This is a genomic window from Polaribacter gochangensis (assembly GCF_046224025.1).
In the GTDB taxonomy this organism is placed as follows: domain Bacteria; phylum Bacteroidota; class Bacteroidia; order Flavobacteriales; family Flavobacteriaceae; genus Polaribacter; species Polaribacter gochangensis.
Map to the genome: position 1 here is coordinate 829,522 of NZ_JBJXRF010000001.1, position 20,435 is coordinate 849,956.

Annotated in this window: 22 protein-coding genes; 13 read left to right on the forward strand and 9 right to left on the reverse strand. The window is 30.7% G+C overall.

The features are described 5' to 3' along the window. Nucleotides 1-53 precede the first annotated feature (53 nt). A complete protein-coding gene (gene panB / locus ACEWL1_RS03845; protein WP_409231961.1) occupies nucleotides 54-872 on the reverse strand; it encodes a 3-methyl-2-oxobutanoate hydroxymethyltransferase in 819 nt (272 codons plus the stop codon). 147 nt (nucleotides 873-1,019) lie between these two features. On the opposite strand from panB, the gene ACEWL1_RS03850 reads away from it, so the two are divergent. From ACEWL1_RS03850 to ACEWL1_RS03870, 5 genes are read left to right on the forward strand one after another with little or no spacing between them, the layout of a single operon-like run. Continuing rightward, entirely contained in the window at nucleotides 1,020-1,499 is a 480-nt protein-coding gene (locus ACEWL1_RS03850) for a nuclear transport factor 2 family protein (protein ID WP_409231962.1), read from the forward strand. Between the two features lie 5 nt (nucleotides 1,500-1,504). Continuing rightward, nucleotides 1,505-2,446 (forward strand): TolB family protein, encoded by a 942-nt coding sequence (locus tag ACEWL1_RS03855; protein ID WP_409231963.1) that lies wholly within the window; start codon nucleotides 1,505-1,507, stop codon nucleotides 2,444-2,446. Between the two features lie 48 nt (nucleotides 2,447-2,494). Next, complete coding sequence (locus ACEWL1_RS03860; protein WP_409231964.1) at nucleotides 2,495-3,067, forward strand: sigma-70 family RNA polymerase sigma factor; 573 nt, start codon at nucleotides 2,495-2,497, stop codon at nucleotides 3,065-3,067. A gap of 7 nt (nucleotides 3,068-3,074) precedes the next feature. Next, on the forward strand, nucleotides 3,075-3,335 hold the full coding sequence (locus ACEWL1_RS03865) for a hypothetical protein (RefSeq protein WP_409231965.1): 261 nt from the start codon (nucleotides 3,075-3,077) through the stop codon (nucleotides 3,333-3,335). Between the two features lie 4 nt (nucleotides 3,336-3,339). Further along, a complete protein-coding gene (locus tag ACEWL1_RS03870) occupies nucleotides 3,340-3,981 on the forward strand; it encodes an O-methyltransferase (RefSeq protein WP_409231966.1) in 642 nt (213 codons plus the stop codon). 91 nt (nucleotides 3,982-4,072) lie between these two features. Here ACEWL1_RS03870 and ACEWL1_RS03875 read toward each other — a convergent pair whose 3' ends face one another. Then, nucleotides 4,073-4,345 carry a Sec-independent protein translocase subunit TatA/TatB gene (locus ACEWL1_RS03875; RefSeq protein WP_409231967.1) on the reverse strand — a complete coding sequence of 91 codons (273 nt, stop codon included), beginning with the start codon at nucleotides 4,343-4,345 and terminating at the stop codon, nucleotides 4,073-4,075. Between the two features lie 80 nt (nucleotides 4,346-4,425). On the opposite strand from ACEWL1_RS03875, the gene ACEWL1_RS03880 reads away from it, so the two are divergent. The 4 genes from ACEWL1_RS03880 (at nucleotide 4,426) to ACEWL1_RS03895 (ending at nucleotide 7,531) form a co-directional block, all read left to right on the forward strand. After that, nucleotides 4,426-5,694, forward strand: a complete 1,269-nt coding sequence (locus ACEWL1_RS03880; RefSeq protein WP_409231968.1) for a D-alanyl-D-alanine carboxypeptidase/D-alanyl-D-alanine-endopeptidase — start codon at nucleotides 4,426-4,428, stop codon at nucleotides 5,692-5,694. An 11-nt stretch (nucleotides 5,695-5,705) separates the two neighbouring features. Next, nucleotides 5,706-6,005 (forward strand): hypothetical protein, encoded by a 300-nt coding sequence (locus tag ACEWL1_RS03885; protein ID WP_409231969.1) that lies wholly within the window; start codon nucleotides 5,706-5,708, stop codon nucleotides 6,003-6,005. A 20-nt stretch (nucleotides 6,006-6,025) separates the two neighbouring features. Further along, nucleotides 6,026-6,613 carry a hypothetical protein gene (locus ACEWL1_RS03890; RefSeq protein WP_409231970.1) on the forward strand — a complete coding sequence of 196 codons (588 nt, stop codon included), beginning with the start codon at nucleotides 6,026-6,028 and terminating at the stop codon, nucleotides 6,611-6,613. Nucleotides 6,614-6,691: 78 nt separating this feature from the next. Next, on the forward strand, nucleotides 6,692-7,531 hold the full coding sequence (locus ACEWL1_RS03895; protein ID WP_409231971.1) for a hypothetical protein: 840 nt from the start codon (nucleotides 6,692-6,694) through the stop codon (nucleotides 7,529-7,531). Here ACEWL1_RS03895 and ACEWL1_RS03900 read toward each other — a convergent pair. Together ACEWL1_RS03900 and mutS are read right to left on the reverse strand one after the other, a co-directional pair. Beyond that, nucleotides 7,521-7,982 carry an RNA methyltransferase gene (locus ACEWL1_RS03900; RefSeq protein WP_409231972.1) on the reverse strand — a complete coding sequence of 154 codons (462 nt, stop codon included), beginning with the start codon at nucleotides 7,980-7,982 and terminating at the stop codon, nucleotides 7,521-7,523. The genes ACEWL1_RS03895 and ACEWL1_RS03900 overlap by 11 nt on opposite strands. 149 nt (nucleotides 7,983-8,131) lie before the next feature. After that, a complete protein-coding gene (mutS, locus tag ACEWL1_RS03905) occupies nucleotides 8,132-10,762 on the reverse strand; it encodes a DNA mismatch repair protein MutS (RefSeq protein WP_409231973.1) in 2,631 nt (876 codons plus the stop codon). Nucleotides 10,763-10,873: 111 nt separating this feature from the next. Here mutS and ACEWL1_RS03910 point away from each other — a divergent pair, with 111 nt between their 5' ends. The 3 genes from ACEWL1_RS03910 (at nucleotide 10,874) to ACEWL1_RS03920 (ending at nucleotide 14,269) form a co-directional block, all read left to right on the forward strand. Next, a complete protein-coding gene (locus tag ACEWL1_RS03910) occupies nucleotides 10,874-11,401 on the forward strand; it encodes an RNA methyltransferase (RefSeq protein ID WP_409231974.1) in 528 nt (175 codons plus the stop codon). A gap of 314 nt (nucleotides 11,402-11,715) precedes the next feature. Beyond that, nucleotides 11,716-13,614 carry a tetratricopeptide repeat-containing sensor histidine kinase gene (locus ACEWL1_RS03915; protein WP_409231975.1) on the forward strand — a complete coding sequence of 633 codons (1,899 nt, stop codon included), beginning with the start codon at nucleotides 11,716-11,718 and terminating at the stop codon, nucleotides 13,612-13,614. A 16-nt stretch (nucleotides 13,615-13,630) separates the two neighbouring features. Continuing rightward, nucleotides 13,631-14,269, forward strand: coding sequence for a response regulator (locus ACEWL1_RS03920; RefSeq protein ID WP_409231976.1), 639 nt, complete (start codon nucleotides 13,631-13,633; stop codon nucleotides 14,267-14,269). Nucleotides 14,270-14,464: 195 nt separating this feature from the next. On the opposite strand, the gene mgtE is transcribed toward ACEWL1_RS03920, so the two are convergent. From mgtE to ACEWL1_RS03940, 4 genes are all read right to left on the reverse strand, one after another. After that, a complete protein-coding gene (mgtE, locus tag ACEWL1_RS03925; RefSeq protein ID WP_409231977.1) occupies nucleotides 14,465-15,814 on the reverse strand; it encodes a magnesium transporter in 1,350 nt (449 codons plus the stop codon). Beyond that, the gene (gene rsmA / locus ACEWL1_RS03930; protein WP_409231978.1) at nucleotides 15,804-16,607 is read right to left on the reverse strand and encodes a 16S rRNA (adenine(1518)-N(6)/adenine(1519)-N(6))-dimethyltransferase RsmA; all 804 of its coding nucleotides are present in this window, start codon (nucleotides 16,605-16,607) and stop codon (nucleotides 15,804-15,806) included. Before rsmA ends, mgtE begins: the two co-directional genes overlap by 11 nt. A 1-nt stretch (nucleotide 16,608) precedes the next feature. Next, nucleotides 16,609-16,938 (reverse strand): DUF4286 family protein, encoded by a 330-nt coding sequence (locus ACEWL1_RS03935; protein WP_409231979.1) that lies wholly within the window; start codon nucleotides 16,936-16,938, stop codon nucleotides 16,609-16,611. Nucleotides 16,939-17,010: 72 nt separating this feature from the next. Then, nucleotides 17,011-18,783: a tetratricopeptide repeat protein gene (locus ACEWL1_RS03940; RefSeq protein ID WP_409231980.1), complete on the reverse strand. Its 1,773-nt coding sequence runs from the start codon at nucleotides 18,781-18,783 to the stop codon at nucleotides 17,011-17,013. Between the two features lie 125 nt (nucleotides 18,784-18,908). Here ACEWL1_RS03940 and ACEWL1_RS03945 point away from each other — a divergent pair, with 125 nt between their 5' ends. Next, nucleotides 18,909-19,052 (forward strand): hypothetical protein, encoded by a 144-nt coding sequence (locus tag ACEWL1_RS03945; protein WP_409231981.1) that lies wholly within the window; start codon nucleotides 18,909-18,911, stop codon nucleotides 19,050-19,052. A gap of 62 nt (nucleotides 19,053-19,114) precedes the next feature. Here ACEWL1_RS03945 and serS read toward each other — a convergent pair whose 3' ends face one another. After that, complete coding sequence (serS, locus tag ACEWL1_RS03950; protein WP_409231982.1) at nucleotides 19,115-20,389, reverse strand: serine--tRNA ligase; 1,275 nt, start codon at nucleotides 20,387-20,389, stop codon at nucleotides 19,115-19,117. Between the last annotated feature and the right edge of the window lie 46 nt (nucleotides 20,390-20,435).

The following is a 20,435-nucleotide window of genomic DNA, read 5'->3' on the forward strand; positions in this document are numbered from 1 at the left end:
CTAAAACGACTTTCTATGGATTGCTGCCTACGCAGGAATGACAATAATGGAACCTAATATTGCTCACTTTCATTCGGAAAATCTGCACTTTTAACATCTGCATTGTATTGTTTAAAAGCAGAAGTCATTTCATCATACAAATCAGAATATCTACGCAGAAAACGCGGATTAAATTCGTGTGTCATTCCCAACATATCGTGGGTAACTAAAACCTGACCATCTACTCCGCCACCAGCACCAATTCCGATTACAGGAATTGAAATACTTTCGGCAACCTTTTGTGCCAAAGCAGCAGGTACTTTCTCTAAAACAATTGCAAAACAACCGATACGTTCTAATAATAAAGCATCTTCTAGTAATTTATCTGCTTCTTCTTCCTCTTTAGCTCTTACTGTGTACGTTCCGAATTTATAAATAGATTGTGGGGTTAAACCTAAATGTCCCATTACCGGGATTCCGGCATTTAAAATACGTTTGATAGATTCTTTTATCTCTTTTCCGCCTTCAAGTTTTACTGAATGTCCGCCAGATTCTTTCATAATTCTGATGGCAGAACGCAAGGCTTCTTTTGGATCGGATTGATAACTACCAAAAGGCAAGTCTACCACCACCAAACTACGCTCAATTCCTCTAACTACAGAGCTTGCGTGATAAATCATTTGATCTAAGGTAATGGGTAATGTAGTTTCATGACCAGCCATTACGTTTGAGGCAGAATCGCCAACTAAAATGACATCAATTCCGGCGCCATCAACAATTTTTGCCATGGTATAATCGTACGCAGTTAGCATTGATATTTTTTGACCATTAGCTTTCATATCTACTAATGATTTTGTGGTAACTCTTTTATATTGTTTTTTTGCAACAGACATTTTCTATAGTTTTAACAGTGGTAAAAATACACATTTATTTTGTTCGGGTTTTCTTTTTTGTTATAGTTAATCTACTGAGAACCTTTTAAAAAGTATTTTTTATACCTTGGCAAATCAATTGTTTTATGCAACATAATCAGAATAAAGATGAAAAGAGCAATCACATTTTTACTTTTACTAACACTTGTTTTTTCTACGAATGCCCAAAATAAGGACGAAAAAAAAGCCGTTAGAGTAACCATACAAAATTTTTTTAAAGGATTTCATAAAGGAGATGTTGCACTTTTAAAAACCACCATTCATAAAGATTTATATGCCCAAACGACACTTGTAAATAGTAAAGAAGAAAATATTTTGAGGCCAGCTACTAAAGCCTACGATAATTTAATAAATTTTGCTAAAAACGTAAAATCAACAGATAATTATTTTGAAAAAATACTTTCCTATACCATTCAGGTTGATGGAAATTTAGCGTCGGTTTGGACGCCTTACGAATTTTATGTCAACGAAAAATTTAGTCATTGTGGCGCAAATTCTTTTCAACTTTTTAATAATAATGGCAACTGGGAAATCATTTATTTGATAGATACACGAAGAAAAACCGATTGTAAAATTTCTAAAAAATAACATTAATGAAAATAGTAATCACATTTTTTTTATTACTTTCTATAACTGTTTCGTCTCAAAATATTCAGAAGGTATTTCCAGAAATACTTAAAGAATTTCCACAAGTTAGAGATTTTGCGATGACCACAAATCAAGATGAAATTTATTTTACAGTAGATAGTTATAAGAAAGAATATTCTTTTATCGCTTTTACAAAAAAAGTGAATAATCAATGGTCACAACCAGCTGTTGCATCTTTTTCTGGTATGTATAAAGATTTAGAGCCGTTTCTTTCTCCAAATGGATTAAAATTATTTTTTGCTTCTAATCGAATCAATAATACGGCTAAAGAATCAAAAAAAGATATAGATATTTGGTATGTAGAAAGAGTTTCTTTGGCAAGTAAATGGTCAGAACCTAAAAATGTTGGCGCAATAATTAACACAAGCGCAAATGAATATTATCCTTCTGTAACCGCCAAAGGAGATTTATTTTTTACTGCTGAATATAAAAATTCGAAAGGAAAAGAAGATATTTATGTAAGTAGATTTGTTAACGGAATGTATACAAAACCAGTTTCTTTAAGTGCTGGTGTTAACACTGAAAAATACGAGTTTAATGCTTTTGTTGCTCCAGACGAATCTTTTATAATTTTTACATCTTATGGAAGAAAAGATGATTTGGGTGGCGGAGATTTATACATTAGTTATAAAGATCAAAATAATAACTGGACAACAGCAAAAAGTTTAGGGAAAGATATTAATTCTAATAAAATTGATTATTGTCCGTTTGTAGATATAAAAACCAACACATTATATTTTACAAGTGAAAAAACTACACTCAAAACATCTTTTACATCTCAAAAAAATATTGAAGAACTTAAACAGATTTTAAAATTTGAACCTAATGGATTAGGAAAACTTTACAATGTTGATATTTCAACGATCTTAGAAAGAAAAAAAGATTAGAATACATACTCGTGTAAAATTGAATATCTTTGATGTTCAGAAATTAGAATGTCAGAAAACACCATAAAACATACTTTAGATCCAAATACATGGATTGATAAATACGCAGATTATTTATTTAATTACGCGGTTGTTCGTGTAAATAATAGCGATATCGCAAAAGATTTGGTCCAAGAAACTTTTTTTGCAGGATTAAAATCAGCCAAAAACTTTGAAGGAAAAGCAGCCGAAAGAACTTGGTTGGTAGCAATTTTAAAACGTAAAGTAATTGATTATTATCGTAAAATAAATTCTAAAAAAGGAAAAGCCGAAGTTAGAATGAATTTTTATGAAGACGGCGATAATGAAGGAAGATGGATTGAAGAACGTGTTCCTCAAACTTGGGGTAATGATGCCGATAAAATGATAGAATCAGCAGAATTAAAATCTACAATAGACCAATGTATAGCTAATTTACCAGAAAAATACGCGCTGGTTTTTAGAATGAAAACAATTCAAGAATTTGAAACAGAAGAAATCTGTAAGGAGTTAAATATAACTGCGTCAAATCTGTGGGTTATCATCCACAGAGCAAGAACTCAGCTTAGAAAATGTATGGAAGATAATTGGTTTAACAGTTAATAATAGCATGGCAAAATTTATAATATCTTGTGATGAAGCAACTACCATTTGCGACAAAAGTCAATATGGAGAAGCAACACTTTTCGAAAAAATCAAACTAAACTTTCACTTTCTTTTATGTAAAATATGCGGATTGTATACAAAGCAAAATGTAAAAATGACCAAAGTTTACAAGATGAAAGCAACCGACTGTAAAAAAGAACAACGTTGTTTATCTGCACAAGAAAAAGAGCATTTAAAAAAGAAACTCCAAGAATTAGAAGCATAAAAAGATGCATTTTTTACCCGAAAAAATAGACGATTATGTGGTAGAACATTCTCAAAAAGAACCACAAATTTTAAAAGAATTATCTAAAGAAACTTGGCAAAAAGTCTTAAATCCAAGAATGTTAAGCGGTGCTTTTCAAGGAAGAGTTTTATCGATGCTTTCTAAACTCGTTCAACCCAAAAGCGTTTTAGAAATTGGAACTTATACAGGGTATTCTGCGCTAAGTATTGCAGAAGGTTTACATCCCGAAGGAACTATTTACACCATTGATAAAAACGAAGAATTGTGTAGTTTGCAAGACAAGTATTTTAAAAAATCGGGATTTCAAAACCAAATTCAACAATATGTTGGCAATGCGTTGGAGATCATCCCAACTTTAAACACAACTTTCGATTTGGTTTTTATCGACGCAGACAAATCAAATTACATTAATTATTTTCATTTGATTATTGACAAAATGAATGCTGGTGGAATTATTTTATCCGATAATGTACTTTGGAGCGGAAAAGTAATTGAAGCCTTAGATGAAAAAGATATCGATACAAAAGTATTGCTAGCATACAACACACTTTTAAATTCTGATGAAAGATTAGAAACGGTTTTGTTGCCAATAAGAGACGGATTGACAATAAGTAGAGTTAAGTAAATTATCTTTGATGATTGGTCGAGACTGTTTTGTAATCTAGAACCTCTCGACTCCGCTCGAGGAGACATTGCTCTATATAAATTAAGAAAAATTACATATTCCTTTTTATAGGACCAGTAATTTCGTCTTTTACTTTATTAATTTCTTTGGCAACATCTTTTGCAATGTTGGTGTCAATCCCTTGTTTATCAGCAGTTTCGTTAATTTCTCTTTTGATATCGTTTGTAGCGTCTTTTAACTGACGCATACCTTTACCTAAACCACGAGCAATCTCTGGAATTTTATCTGCACCAAAAAGCATTACCACTAATAAGCCGATAACAATAATTTCTGGACCACCAATAAATAAAAAATGTGTATTCATACAAATGCAAAGTTAACCATTTCTGTTATTAGATTCTAAAAATAATTGTAATTTAGAAACCTTAACCAAACTCTTTAACAATGCTGCTAAAAAAAATATTCTTTAGCCTTTTGATAATTGCTTTTTTTGCCAATTGTAAAACTGCCAAATTAAACAGAACAATTTCTAAAAAACTCAATACTTCTTTTTACGAAAATCAATTTACAGGCGTTTATATTTATGATATAAAAGCAGAAAAAGAAGTCTATAATTACAACGGAGAAAGATATTTTACACCAGCAAGTAATACAAAATTATTTACGTTGTTAACAGGATTAACGATGTTGCCAGATTCAATTCCGGCTTTTAAATATGCAGTAAATAAAGATACAATTACCATTCAAGGAACTGGAGATCCTACTTTTTTACATAATTATTTTAAAGACAGTACTGCTTTAAAAATGATTGACAACTATGCAAAAGCCAATATAATTATTGATAATATTACCGATAAACGTTTTGGTCCAGGTTGGGCTTGGGAAGATTTTGATAGTTATTTTAGTGCAGAACGAAGTGCTTTTCCGATGTACGGAAATGTAGTTACGGTTCAGAATGAAGATTCAATTGTAGTACAACCAGCATTTTATCAATCTAAAATAAAAATCACGGATAATTTTTATGGAAGAGACGAGTTTAAAAACAAGTTTTATTTCAGAAGCGATAGAAAATCAGAAACAGAAATCCCGATGATCATCGATTCAACTTTGATTAGTAATTTATGGAATGAAATCTTACCCAATAAAATTTCGGTTGTTAAATCATCAGCATTAAAACCGTCAACCATTGCGTATAGTGTTCCTTCAGATAGTTTGTACAGACGAATGATGGAAGTTAGCGACAACTTTTTAGCAGAACAAATTTTAGTATTGGCTTCTTCTACATTGTCAGATACGTTGAGTTCATCTAACGTCCGTAAACATGTCTTAGAAAATCAATTAAAAGAGTTAAAGCAACAACCACGTTGGGTTGATGGTTCTGGTTTGAGTCGTTATAATTTGTTTACGCCAATATCTTTTGTAGAAGTGTTAAGTAAAATGCATAAAATGATTCAGCAAGAACGCTTGTTCAATTTATTTCCTGTTGGTGGCGAATTCGGAACCATAAAAAATTGGTATGCCGGAAAAACAAAACCTTATGTTTTTGCAAAAACAGGAACTGTTGGCAACAACCATAATGTTAGTGGTTATTTACTAACAAATTCGGGCAAAGTGTTAGTCTTTAGTTTTATGAACAATCATTTTAAGAAAACAAATGACCAAGTAAGAACACAAATGCAAACCACTTTTGAATGGTTGCGAGACAATTATTAAAATTGTACTACATGAAAAAGTCATTAAATAAAAAATTAAATTTTATTTTTAACTTGAGTTTAGGGCTCTCATTTATGCTTTTATTCACACCTGTTGATTGGAAGCTTGGTGTTTATGGAGTTGGTATTTTAGGCTGGTTTCAAATAATATGTATTATACTCTCATTTCTTTTATTTTTCATTTTAACATTTATAGATTTTAAGAGAAAAGCTAAAAAAGAACTTTTTAATAGGGTAAAGATTTATTTAGTAATTATATTATTAAGCCTTATTTATTGGCTCTATCAAACTAATAAATTAGGGAATTTATAATTGAGGTTTTTTTTCTAAATATGAAAGCGTATTTAAATATATTTTTGTCCCCAATTTTATGTGTTTTAGTATATTCAATATTTACATATTATGACTCATTTGAATACTATCCAATATTTTTTGGACTTATTATAGGTTTTTTGAATTGGGAATCACATAGGTTTAATCCGTTTTACGGAGTGTTTTTATGTGTCTTATTGGCTTTTCTTTCTTTTATTGTTTCATATTTTAGTCTAAGTATCTATGACTATTTAAGAGAATTCTTGCTTAATAATACAGATTCTGTGATAAGTGATGATGCTATGCGAGAAGTTGGCTTTATTATTTCACCTTTTGTTTTAGCACCATTCCTTGTTTTTTTATCATTCCTTTTTGTATTTAATATTAAAAAAACTAAACGGGTACTATTAATAATAATAAGTTCAATTGTTTTATTAATATTAACAGCACTTATTCTTTATAATATTGAAGTTGGTGATCCATATCTTTTTTGGCAATTAATTGTTGCCCTTACTGTGCAATTGATGATAAATGAAAAGCCTTTAAGAGAAGGAGATAATTTAAAACCGCTTATTAAAATTTTAAAGACGAAAAAAGGAAAAGTATAAAACGTGCTTCTCTGCAATTAATTTTATAAACTAACTTAGGGTTTGCTTTTTGTAAACTCTGAGTTATATATTTTAAATATGAAAAAGAAAATTTTAATTCTACTACTGCTAATAAGCAGTATTTGTCTTGCGCAAAAAGAAACAATAGAGTTGCCAGAAGGAAAAGAGGAAATAGAGTTTAGCAATAATTATATTACTGCTTTATTTGATGTTTTTCTTGATAAAAATGGAACAGTTTATGTAAAAGATTCTTTAGTAAACTATAACCAACTAGGTAATTTAGCTTTTAAATTTGTGCATGAACATCCAATGCATAAATATAATGTTCTTGCCTTTTTACATATTGATGTAAACACACCCTATAAATTTGTAGATAAAGTTAAAGTGCAACTTCGTCAGTCATATATGAGGTTTTTCTATAGAACTGGAAACATTAATAATTTAGAACAAGGAATATGGTATTATGGAAATCTTCCAACTTTTTTAAAGAGAGAGGTTGATAAAGTTGATTCTAGTAAAATAAATCTAGTGTCATATAAATATTCAGACTATTTAAATCCAGAATTATATGAAAGTTATTTAGATAATTTATATGCTAAAAGATTTAAAAAATCTGATAGTGTTTTAAATAAAATGAAATATAAAAAAATCGAATTTTTAAAAAATGACTCTATTTCCATTAATAAGGTTAGGATTTCACATAACAATGTTAAAAGAATATATGAAGAAATAAAAAATGAAGATATTTGTTTTGTTTTATATCAACCGAACTTGTTATATAAGGATTATATAAAAAACATATTGGTTCTGAGAGAAATTGGACTACTTCGTAAAAATAACAATAAACAAAACCCTTTTATTTTTCCAATCTCTGGAAGTTTACAAACTGTTCTTGATCAAGAAAAAATTAAATTTTAAAACTCAATTTCGCTTGTCGATCATACATAATAATACTTCCAGCAACGGAAACATTTAAACTCAATTCTGATTTGAATTTAACCAAATGATGTGATTTTTCAATTGCTGTTTTAGACATTCCGTGATCTTCTGCGCCTAATAAATAAACGCAACGTCTTGGATGTGTAAACGTTTCTAATTGCACTGCTTTTTCATTTAATTCTACACCAACTAATACAGCGCCTTTAGGAAGATTGTTAAAGAAATCGTCAAAAGTTTCATAATGAAAATAGGGCATTGCGCCAACGGCTTTATGTGTATCACAAGCTTGTTTTGCATAACGATTACCAATGGTAAAAATAAAACTTGCGCCCATATTTTGAGCAGATCGCCAAAGAACACCTAAATTTTCTGGAGTTTTTCCATTCTGAATTCCGATCCCGAAAAAACCTTGTTCTAGATTGTTTACCATTATTTTATTATTTAATCAGAACCATAAATGTTCCTCTTGTCATTTATTAACGGACACTGAGCGTAGTCGAAGTGTATGTAATTGAGAAACCTAACTAAAAAATTATTCTTCATTTGAGATTCCTCCGCTAACGGTCGGAAAGACATTCGTTATTTTTTTGTCAGCATTCTCTTAATTTCATTCAACTTCATCAAGGCTTCAATCGGAGTTAAGGTATCAATATTGGTTGATAAAATTTCTTCTTTGATGTTTTCTAATAAAGGATCGTCTAGCTGAAAAAAGCTCAATTGCATTTCTTTATGCTGTACGGTTTTTAAAGTTTCCTTTACTTCTTTATTTGAATGATTTTTTTCAAGTTGTTCTAATATTTTGTTTGCTCTATGAATTACCTGTGTAGGCATTCCAGCTAATTTAGCAACATGAATCCCGAAACTATGATTAGAGCCACCAGCAACCAATTTACGTAAGAAAATAATGGTGTCTTTTAATTCTTTTACAGAAACATTAAAGTTTTTTACACGACTAAAAGTTTCGGTCATGTCATTTAATTCGTGATAATGTGTAGCAAATAATGTTTTTGCTTTTGATGGATGTTCGTGTAAATATTCTGCAATTGCCCACGCGATTGAAATTCCGTCATAGGTAGAGGTTCCACGTCCAATTTCATCTAACAATACCAAACTCCGTTCAGAAATATTGTTTAGAATCGAAGCTGTTTCGTTCATTTCTACCATAAACGTAGATTCACCCATCGAAATATTATCGCTTGCGCCAACACGTGTAAAAATTTTGTCTACAACGCCAATTCTTGCATTTTGTGCAGGAACATAACTTCCCATTTGTGCCAACAACACAATCAAAGCAGTTTGACGTAAAATGGCTGATTTACCAGACATATTTGGTCCGGTAATCATAATAATTTGTTGTTGATTTCTGTTCAACACCACATCATTTGCAATATATTCTTCGCCAATTGGCAATTGTTTTTCAATTACAGGATGACGACCGTTTTTAATTTCTAAATCGGTGCTTTCATCTAAAATCGGACGCACATAATTATTATCGATCGCCGTTTTTGCAAAAGATAATAAGCAATCTAATTGTGCAATTCCGTTGGCGTTTTGCTGAATTGGCTGTACAAAATTGATAATATATTGAATCAGTTTAGAGAAAATTTCGAACTCTAAAAGCTGAATTTTTTCTTCTGCGCCTAAAATTTTGGTTTCGTATTCTTTCAATTCTTCGGTAATATAACGCTCGGCATTTACCAAAGTTTGTTTACGAATCCACTCTTCAGGAACTTTGTCTTTATGTGTGTTTCTAACTTCAATATAATATCCAAAAACATTATTAAAAGCAATTTTTAAACTTGTAATTCCGGTTCGCTCTGTTTCACGAGCCAACATATTGTCTAAATATTCTTTTCCAGAATTTGAAATGGCGCGCAAATCATCCAATTCTTGTGAAACTCCGTTTGCAATGGCATTTCCTTTGTTGATATTTACAGGAGCATCATCAAAAATTGTTTCAGAAATTTTTGCAATCAATTCAGAACAATTGTTTAGTGATTTTCCGATTTGTTTTACAGATGCATTGGTGCTTTTTTCAGCAGCTTCTTTTATCGGAATAATCGCTTGTAAAGAATTCTTTAAGTACACAACTTCTCTTGGCGATGCTTTGCCTGTTGCTACTTTAGAAATTAAGCGTTCAATATCACTTATTTGTTTGATTTGATAGGTAACCGTTTCAAAGAAATCATCAGTATTGATTAAATAGTTTACCGTTTCATGGCGTTGTTGAATTTCTTTAATATTCTTCAACGGCAAGGCCAACCAACGCTTTAATAAGCGTCCGCCCATCGGCGAAATGGTTGCATCAATAATATCAAGAAGAGTCACAGAATTATTAGAAGTTCCATGATATAATTCTAAATTTCTAACGGTAAATCTGTCCATCCAAACATAATTATCTTCTGCAATTCTTGAGATATTTTGAATGTGCGATACTTGTTTGTGTTGTGTTTCTGATAAATAAAATAATACTGCTCCGGCAGCTATAATTCCGCTAGACAATTCTTGAATTCCGAAACCTTTTAAACTTTTTACTTTGAAATGATTTTGCAACGTTTCTTGCGCGTATTCTGTTTGAAAAACCCAATCGTCTAAGTAAAACGTATAAAAACGATTTTCAAATAGTTCTAGAAATTGTTGTTTGTGTCTTTTCTCAACCAAGACTTCACTCGGACTAAAATTTTGTAATAATTTATCGATGTATTCTTCGTTTCCTTGTGCAACTAAATATTCTCCGGTAGAAACATCTAGAAATGAAATTCCGAGTTGTTTTTTTGTTGCTGAGCGTGTCGAAGTATCAAAATGAACTGCCGCTAAAAAATTATTCGTTTTGGTATTTAAAACTTCATCATTTAATGCAACACCAGGCGTAACCAATTCTGTAACGCCACGTTTTACAATGGTTTTGGTCATTTTTGGATCTTCTAATTGATCACAAATGGCCACTCGCATTCCGGCTTTTACCAATTTTGGTAAATAGGTATTTATAGAATGATGCGGAAAACCAGCTAAGGCAGTTTCGGTATCACTTCCTGCGCCACGTTTTGTTAAGGTAATTCCTAAAACATGTGCGGCTTTTTTAGCATCTTCACCAAAGGTTTCGTAAAAATCTCCAACTCTAAACAACAACATTGCATCAGGATATTTTACCTTGATGGCATTGTATTGTTTCATTAATGGAGTAACCTTTTTTGTGGTTGCTTTTGCCAAGTCTTTCGGAATTTTAAATTAGTTTTGCGAAGTTACAAAAAGTAGGCAGTATTCAATATTCGGTAAACAGTTTTTTACTGCCAACTGTTACTGCTAACTGAAAACTAAATTATGAGAAAACTAAAAAATAGCGAGTTAGGAAGAATTTCTGTGGATGCATTTAAAGATGTTGTTAAAACGCCTTTAATTGTGGTGCTAGATAATATTAGAAGTTTAAATAATGTGGGTGCTGTTTTTAGAACCTCAGATGCTTTTTTAATCGAAAAAATTTATCTCTGCGGAATTACCGCAACACCGCCAAACAAAGAAATTCATAAAACTGCATTAGGCGCAACCGAATCCGTTGCATGGGAATATGTAAAAGATACGTTGACACTTATTCAAAAATTAAAAGAATCTAAAATTAAAGTACTTTCAATTGAACAAGCTGAAAACAGTACAATGTTGAACGAATTTACTCCTGATAAAAACCAAAAATATGCCGTTGTCATGGGAAATGAAGTAAAAGGCGTACAACAAGAAGTTGTAAATGCTTCAGATGTTTGTATTGAAATTCCGCAATTAGGAACCAAACACTCATTAAATATCTCTGTAAGTTGTGGTGTAGTTTTGTGGGACTTGTTTAATAAGCTGAAATAATTTTTGAATTTATGGCAGAATGCAATACATTTATGTCATATTGTTATTCCCTCTAACAGGTATTGTTTAACTTAAAGAATCATAAAAATGAAAAAAGAAATGTATTTAAAAAATGTAAGTTTAAAATCCCAACCAGGAGGAAATGAAGAAAACGGAGATGGTGATGAAGGAACTCAAGGCGGTGAAGGAGGTTAGATAAAACATCTATAATGCCTTGATTTATCAAGTATTTTTTATTTATGAATATTAAAAATTTATTTTTTCTTGCAACTTTTTTTCTTGTTTGTGAAATTTCTTTTTCACAAACTAATGAGGTGTTACAAAAAAAAGATTCAATTATTTATCTCTTAAAAAATGCCAAGGGAAAGCAACAATTAAAATTTTTAAAAAGAGCCACAGCGTTATCTCAAGAATTACAAATTGATTCTTTAATCATGGCATCTAATAATAAGTATGGCTTACAGAGTTTTTTTGAAAAGAAAACGAAAGGATTAGATATTGCCCAAAAAAACTTAAACAGTCTATATTTAAAATCTAATGATTCTTTTGCATTAGCCAAATCATACCATTATAAAGCGTTGATTTTTTCATTAATTTTTAAAAAAGATAGTTCTTTATATTATTATCAAGAATCAAAAAATATTTCCCTTTTGCTTAAAGATTCTTTAGAGGTTGGTAGACGTTTGTTAAGTATGGCAAATTTGCAACTCGGTGGAAAAGATTATTTGGGTGCAGAAGTTTCATCTATTGAAGGATTGCGTTTTTTAGAACCTATAAATGATTACCGATATTCAGGCAGTTTGTATAATAACCTCGGAATAGTTGCTAAGAGGTTAAAAAAATATGACGAAGCGATTAAGTATTATAATAAATCAAAACAAGTACATCAAAAAAACCCAAGTAAAAGAAGAAAAGAAATTGGCCAGTTAAATTATTTTAATAATGTTGGAACAACCTACACTGATGAAGGAAAATACCAAAAAGCAATTTCTTTTTTTAAACAAGGACTACAATTAGATAGTATTGAAATGAAGTACCCAAGATCTTTTGTTTTGTTGACAAATAATCTTGCAAATAATTATTTAAAAATAGGAGAGTTTGATAAAGCAATAAAAAATTTACGAAAAGCGAATACGATTTCAGCCAAGAGTAATAATATTAAAGAATTGAGCACTAACCATAATATACAATCTATTTATTATTATAAAACTAAGGATACTAAAAAATCTGTATTTCATGCAAAAGAAGCACTTAGATACGCTAGGAAGTCAAAATTTTTAAGTAGAGAAACAACTATTTTATCCAATATTTCAAAATACAAGTTAGTTCCGCCGAATGAAGTAAATGCTTACATGTTAAGGTATATTCAGATTAATGATAGCTTGTTAGATGCAGAACGAACACTTAAAAATCAGTTTGCTAAAATACGTTATGAAACTGGTAAAAAGGAGAAAGAGAATGTTACTTTAAAGGTTGAAAATGAAAAGAAACAATTAGAAATAGCACAAGAAAAGCAACAGAAGTTAATTGGTTTTTTATTAGCAACAGCAAGTTTACTTATTTTAGGAATAAGTATTTTGGTTTTTAAAAACCGCAGAAAGAAACTCGCTTTTGAAACGCAACTACAAAAGGCTGAAGTTAGAGAACACGAGCGCCAGCAAATCGCAAAATCGTTACATGATGAAGTAGCTGGAGATTTAAGAGTTTTACACCAGCAATTGGAACAAACGAATCAGATTGAGGTAGCAGAAAAACTAGACGTTGTTAAAAATAATGTAAGAAATTTATCTCATCAATTAAGTAGTGTACATTTTAATGAAGTTAGTTTTAAAGATCAGGTGATTAATTTAATTAGTGATTATTTTTCTGCAAAATGTAAAATAACGATAAACGGATTAAAAGAAAACGATTGGAAAGCGATTGCAAACCCTATTAAAAGAACGTTGTATTTAAGCACTAGAGAAAGCATACAGAACTCTATGAAACACGCGGGGGCAACTCAATTAAAGATTGATTTAAAGAAAGATAAAAATAATGTATATTTAACTGTTGAAGATAATGGAGTTGGATTTGATCTTTCTGAAAAAGCAAACGGAATTGGCTTAAAAAATCAAAGAGAAAGAATAGAAGAATTAAAAGGGAATATTGAAATTAAAAGCGAAATAAATAGAGGAACAACCATAAAAATTGAAATCCCCATAAATGCCCGATAAGTTAAAAATTTTAATAGTGGATGATCACCAATTAATTATTGACGGAATTATTTCTTCTCTAAATGAAGTTGGAGATTTTGAGATTTTTTCTAGTACAAATTGCGATGATGCTTATGCAAAATTAAAGCAAAAAACTTTTGATATTCTTTTTACCGATTTAAGTTTTGATAATGATATCAGATCAACAAAATTAAATGGAGGAGAAAGCTTAATTAAAGCAATTCAAAAAGAAGAAATTCCTGTAAAAATAGCTGTTATTACTGGTCATTCTGAAACCAATCGTATTTATAATGTAATTCAGAATTTAAAACCTTCAGCCTATTTATTAAAAACAAAATGCAATGCAACGGAGTTAAACTTTGCTATTCAAAAAATGATGTCGGACGATTTTTATTATACACACGAAGTGCATCAAAAGATAATTCGCAGAGCTTGTATTAATATTCAAATGGATGAAGTTGCCATTCAAATTTTAAAAGAATTACCTAATCAATCTAAGATTAGTAATTTAGAAGGAATCATTAAAAAAGAAGATGGAACATTACTAAAACAACGATCTATAGAAAGTAAATTAGCAAATTTACGGATAGATTTAAATGCAGTAAACAATACAGACTTAATCTTAAAAGCAAAGGAATTAGGAATTATTGACTAATGTTTTGCGGAAAAATACATTTTCACTTACGGCTTTATACAGTTATGCTTGGTTATTAGCGTATATCTTTGGTAGTGTATAAAAGAGATTCCAAAATCTAAACGATGTGGGAATTGTTATTTAGGTTTGTTTTTTAGGGGAACAAACTAGAGAAAGAAGGTGAAAAGCTTTTAGTTGAAAAACTAGAAGCTTTTTTTACAAACCAATAATTAGTTTTGCAATCCAAAAGTAAATTAGAATTCCAAAAATATCATTACTTGTTGTAATAAAAGGACCTGTTGCAATTGCTGGGTCAATTCCGCGTTTATTTAAAAATAATGGAATAAAAGTACCTATTAAACCCGCAACAATAATAACAACTATTAATGATACTGAAATCGCAAAGGCTTTTTGAGCCTGCCCATTATAAAGCCAAATAAATAAAAATAAAAATACCGCTAATATCAATCCGTTTAAGGCAGCAAGTAGCATTTCTTTAATCAATCGTTTATTTACGCTTCCTTTTACATCATCGTTTGCCAAACCTTGAACTATAATTGCAGATGATTGTACACCAACATTTCCTGCCATTGCTGCAATTAAAGGTGTGAAAAAGAATAATATTGCGTCTTCACTAAATAATTCTTGAAAACCTTCCATAATTAAGAAAGCGCCAACACCACCAATTAATCCTAAAAACAACCAAGGAATTCGGGCTTTAGTTAATTGAAAAATACTGTCATCAGAATCTACATCTTGAGTTAAACCAGCAGCCATTTGATAATCTTTATCTGCTTCTTCTTTTAAGACATCAACAATGTCGTCAATGGTAATTCTACCTAACAAAACATTATTATCATCTACCACAGGTATTGCTTCTAAATCGTATTTAGCCATAATTCTTGCAACTTCATCATCATCTTCATTTACGTTTACAGAATCTACTGTAGGTTTAGAAATATCAGCAATTTTTTGGTCAGATTTTGCTATTATCAAATCTTTTAAAGATAACCTACCAACCAACTTGTCTTCTTTGTCTACAACATAGATAGAATGTACTCTAGTAACTTCTTTTGCTTGGCCTCTAATTCTTCTCATGCAACCAGCAACTGTCCACGTTTCATATACTTTTACTAGCTCTTTGGCCATTAACGAACCCGCAGTGTTGTTTTCGTAAGAAAGTAATTCTTTAATGTCTGCTGCTAATTCGTCATCGTCTAACGCTTTAATTACACGCCTTTGACGTTCTTCTGAAAGTTCTCCTATAATATCTGCAGCATCATCGGAGTCCATTTCGCCAACTTCGTCTGCAATTTCTTTGGCAGAAAAATTTTCAAGTATTTTTTCACGAATGTCTTCATCTAACTCTGTAAGAATTTCAGATGTTTTTTCGCTATCTAAAAGTTTGATAATATAAATAGCTTCATCAAAAGTTACCTCGTCTAATACCTCTGCAATATCTGCAAAGTGAACATCAGAAAATAAATCAATTAGTGCTTCATCATTTTTTAAAATGATAAGCTCAGAGAGGTTTTCTAAAAATTCATCGGTAATTTCAAATGCCATTTTCTGCTATTTTTGAAGTCAAGTTAATGAATTCCTGAACGGATAATTGCTCAGGTCGTTTCGCAAATATAGGGTCTTCTTTTAGAGTATCCGAAAGATTAAAGGATTTTAAACTTCCTCGCAACATTTTTCTTCGTTGATTAAATGCCATTTTTACAACTCTAAAAAATAATTTTTCATCTACAGGAAGTGTATAGTTTTCTTTTCTGATCAATCTTATTACGCCAGAATCTACTTTTGGTGGCGGATTAAAAACAGTTGGCGGAACGGTAAACAAATACTCTACATCAAAAAAAGCTTGGGTTAAAACAGATAAAATTCCGTACACTTTACTTCCTTCTTTTTCTGCAATTCTCAACGCTACTTCTTTTTGAAACATACCAGCAAATTCTGGTACAAACTCTCTGTTTTCAATTGCTCTAAAAAGTATTTGAGAAGAAATATTATATGGAAAATTACCTATGATGGCAAATTGTTCGTTATTAAATATCTTGTTAATATCTTGTTTTAAAAAATCGCCTTCAATTATGGAGAATTTCTTTTTACTAGTGTCTAATTTTAAATGCTCTACAGGAAATGATTCTTTTAAATAAGCCACAGAATCATAATCAAGCTCCATTACGGTAATTTTTGGTTTTTTCTCTAAAAGATATTTCGTTAAAACGCCCATTCCTGGACCAATTTCTAATACATGATTGTATCCTTTTTCTGTAAGTGCATCAGCTATTTTTTTAGCAATACTTTCGTCAGTTAAAAAATGTTGTCCTAAATGTTTTTTGGCTTTAACGCTCATGTTAATTTTTTACTTCGTTCGAGAAAAATTCGTTTACTAATTTTAATTCTGTTCTAAATGCTAATACTTTATCTGCAAATTTTTGCATTCCGTCTGCTTGCAATCTCTCTGCGTCTTCTTTATAATACTTGTCTAAATCTTCTCTGGTTTTAGCAGTGTATTGAACAGAATAAGTAATTCCGCCCATTTCTTCTTCAATTAAAACCTGCGTTAATTTTGCAGAGGTAAATTTTCCTGTTGCCAAAACTTCCGGAATGTGTTTGTGAATCCATGCTAACCATTCTTTATGAATGCTGGTATCTATGCTTAAAGTTACGTTATAAATGTACATGCTTTTTAATGTAATTATGAAACAATAAATCAATGTAACAATTATTGTTACACTTTTTTTTTGATACTTTATTTAATTGATTGTATCTCCTCTGAGCTTTCTGTATTTTTTTCTAGCATCCACTAAATAAATACTCGAAGGATGTTCAAAAATAATCTTTTGATAATACTCAGAAGCCTTTTCTGTATTATTTAATTGATTGTAATAAATTTCGGCAATTTGATAGAGCGAATCATCTACAAAAATACCTTCTTTATCCAAAGCAATTATGTAAGTATAACTGTCAATAGCTTTTTGAAACTGCTTGGTTTTTGTATATAAACTTGCTTGTTTAAAGAGCGCTTCATCTTCTATTTTCTGACCTTTATACGCTGTTATTACTTTTTGTAAAGTGTCAATAGCTTGAGTATTTTTATTTTGATATGCTAACAAATCAGCTTTTGCATACAATTGCAAACCAAGGTCTAAAGAATCTTTTGGTTGATTGTCTGAAATGATTAAAAACAAATCCAACGCATCATTTGCAATTAATTGTGTGGTAGAAGCTTTTAGTACTTTTAGTTGTGCAAACGCCCATTTAAAATCGTTTTTAAAATAAGAAGTTTGTGCAACTTTAAATCGTGCTTCTTGCGCTAACGGATGATTTTTAATACTTGTTTGTACTTGAGAGAAGTAAATTAATGCACGGTTATAATTCCCAATAAACACATGAACATCACCCAGTTTTAATTTAATTGCTGCTTTTTGAAACTTCGATTTAGCAATTTCCATAGCGTTTGTTAAAATAGCGATTGCTTGTTCCGGTTCATTTTTCTTAAAAGTTAAGTATTCTGCATATTCTAATTGAATCTTTAAGGTTGTAGATTTTTTTCCATAACGCGTAAAAATGGCATCAAAAAGCGAATCGATATTTTCTTGATTGGTAGCAATTGCTATTTTAACCGAATACAAGTTTGCAGTTAAAATTTGATCTATAAACGGACTTTTCTCCAAGATAAAATCAAAGCATTTTTTTGCAGTATCAAAAGCGTTGTTATTGTAAGCATTGTACCCTAAATTGATAATATTTACAATGTATTCTGGATTTCTATTAAACAATGCTTTTTCTTGAATGAGCGCTTTTTCATATTCTTTTTGTTGGATAAAGAGCCAACTCAATAATCGATTCCAAACATCTTTTGGATTGCTAACCGATTTTTTAATCAATGCTTTTTTAAATAAAATATTGTTGTTGTTTAATGGGTCATCCGTAATATATCTGCTTGTAAATTGTTGAACTGTATTTAGGTAATTCTCGTTTTTGTCAATCAAATCAATATATGAAGTAAACATTTTTTCAAAATCCCCTTTTTCTCCATAAATCTGAGCAATTTGAAATTCATAATTAGCATTTTCATTATATCGCATTGTTTCTTCATAAGCCAAAATTGCATACTCTAACAATGCATTATCATTAAACAACCTTCCAATAAAACCGCCCATTCCAGTATTTGTTTTTATAGAAATTATGGCTTTGTCATAATATGTTTTAGCTATTTCTTTTTGCTGTTGCTTTTCGTAATTATAACCTAACTCAACATATAAATAAGAATGTGTCGGGTATTTTATCAAGCGTTCTTTTAAGAGTTTGTCTACAGTTTCAAATTGCGATGTTTCTTGATAAGAACTAATTAATCTTTTTAAATATGTTGTGTTAAAAGGGTTTTTATCAGAGAGCACTTTAAATAATTGTGTTGCTTTTTCATATGCTCCATCTCTATAATATCTTTCAGCTAAAAGATAGTTTTCTTGCCCATAACATAATGAGCTAAAGAAGATAAAAAAGAGAATGATGGTTTTTTTCATGACATTCAAAGATAAGAACAAGAACGTTAAATTTTTATTAAATCAGACGATTTCTAAAAACACAATGTAACATTTTGGCACAAAACTTGTCTATAAGATATAAGAACTAACAAAATTTAGAAATTATGAACGAATTAACTAAACAATACGAAAAAGCAAAAAACAACGCTAAAGTGTTTATGCAAAACGGACAAATAGCTGCCTATTTAAATGCTTTATTAGAAATGAATAAATATAAAAGATTAATGGTTGCAGTTGTTGCAAACTAGATTGCAGTTTACAGTACCAGTAAGCAGTTTTTTACTGACTGAAAACTGTAACTGAAAACTACCTACTCAATAACGTCAAAACCACAATACGGCACTAAAGCATCTGGAATTTTAATGCCATTTTCGGTTTGGTAGTTTTCTAAAATTCCTGCTAAAACCCTTGGCAACGCAAGAGAACTTCCGTTTAATGTATGTGCTAGCTGACTTTTTCCTTCTTTATTTTTAAAACGAAGCTTTAGCCTATTTGCTTGATATGTTTCAAAGTTTGAAGCAGAACTAATTTCTAACCATCTATCTTGCGCTGTAGAAAACACTTCAAAATCGAATGTTAATGCAGAGGTAAAACCTGTATCGCCACCACACAAACGTAAAATTCTGTAAGGTAATTTTAATTCTCTTAAAATTTCTTTGATGTGCTCTACCATTCCGTTTAACGCATTATAAGAATTATCTGGATGTTCTATTCGTACAATTTCTACTTTGTCAAATTGATGCAATCTGTTTAAACCTCTAACATGTGCACCGTAACTTCCAGCTTCACGACGAAAACAAGGCGTATAACCTGTGCAAGTTATTGGAAAATCACTTTCAGAAATTAAATTTCCACGAAACATATTTGTAATGGGCACTTCTGCAGTCGGAATTAAATATAAATCATCTACTGTAGCATGATACATTTGTCCGTCTTTATCTGGCAATTGCCCAGTTGCAGTTGCAGACTCTGTATTTACCAAATGCGGAACTTGTACTTCTGTGTAACCCGCTTCTGTATTTTTATCTAAAAAATAATTGATTAAAGCACGTTGCAATTTTGCTCCTTTTCCTTTATAAACAGGAAATCCTGCACCTGTAATTTTGGTTCCTAACTCAAAATCTATGATGTCGTATTTTTTTGCTAATTCCCAATGTGGCAATGCATTTTTTCCTAAATCAGGGATTGTGCCTTCAGAAAAAACAGTTTCGTTATCTTCTTCAGATTTCCCAGCTTTTACCGATGCGTGTGGTATATTCGGAATTTGATATAACAACTCTTGTAACGCATTTGTAAAACTGTTTAACTGTTCTGTTAACGCTTTAGATTGCTCTTTAAGTTGTGTTGTTTTTTCTTTTAAAAGATTTGCTTTTTGTGCTTGACCAGATTTAAAAAGCTCTCCGATTTCTTTCGAAATAGTATTAGATTCTGCTAAAATAGTGTCTAATGATGTTTGTGTATTTCTACGATTTTCATCCGTAGATAAAACAGCATTAATGATTGTTTCTGCATCTGCAAAATTACGTTTAGCCAAACCGTCTAAAACAGTTTGTTTGTGGTCTCTAATAAACTGAACTTGTAACATTTTTATCTTTTTTAAGAGCCACAAAGATAAAGCAACTACAACAATC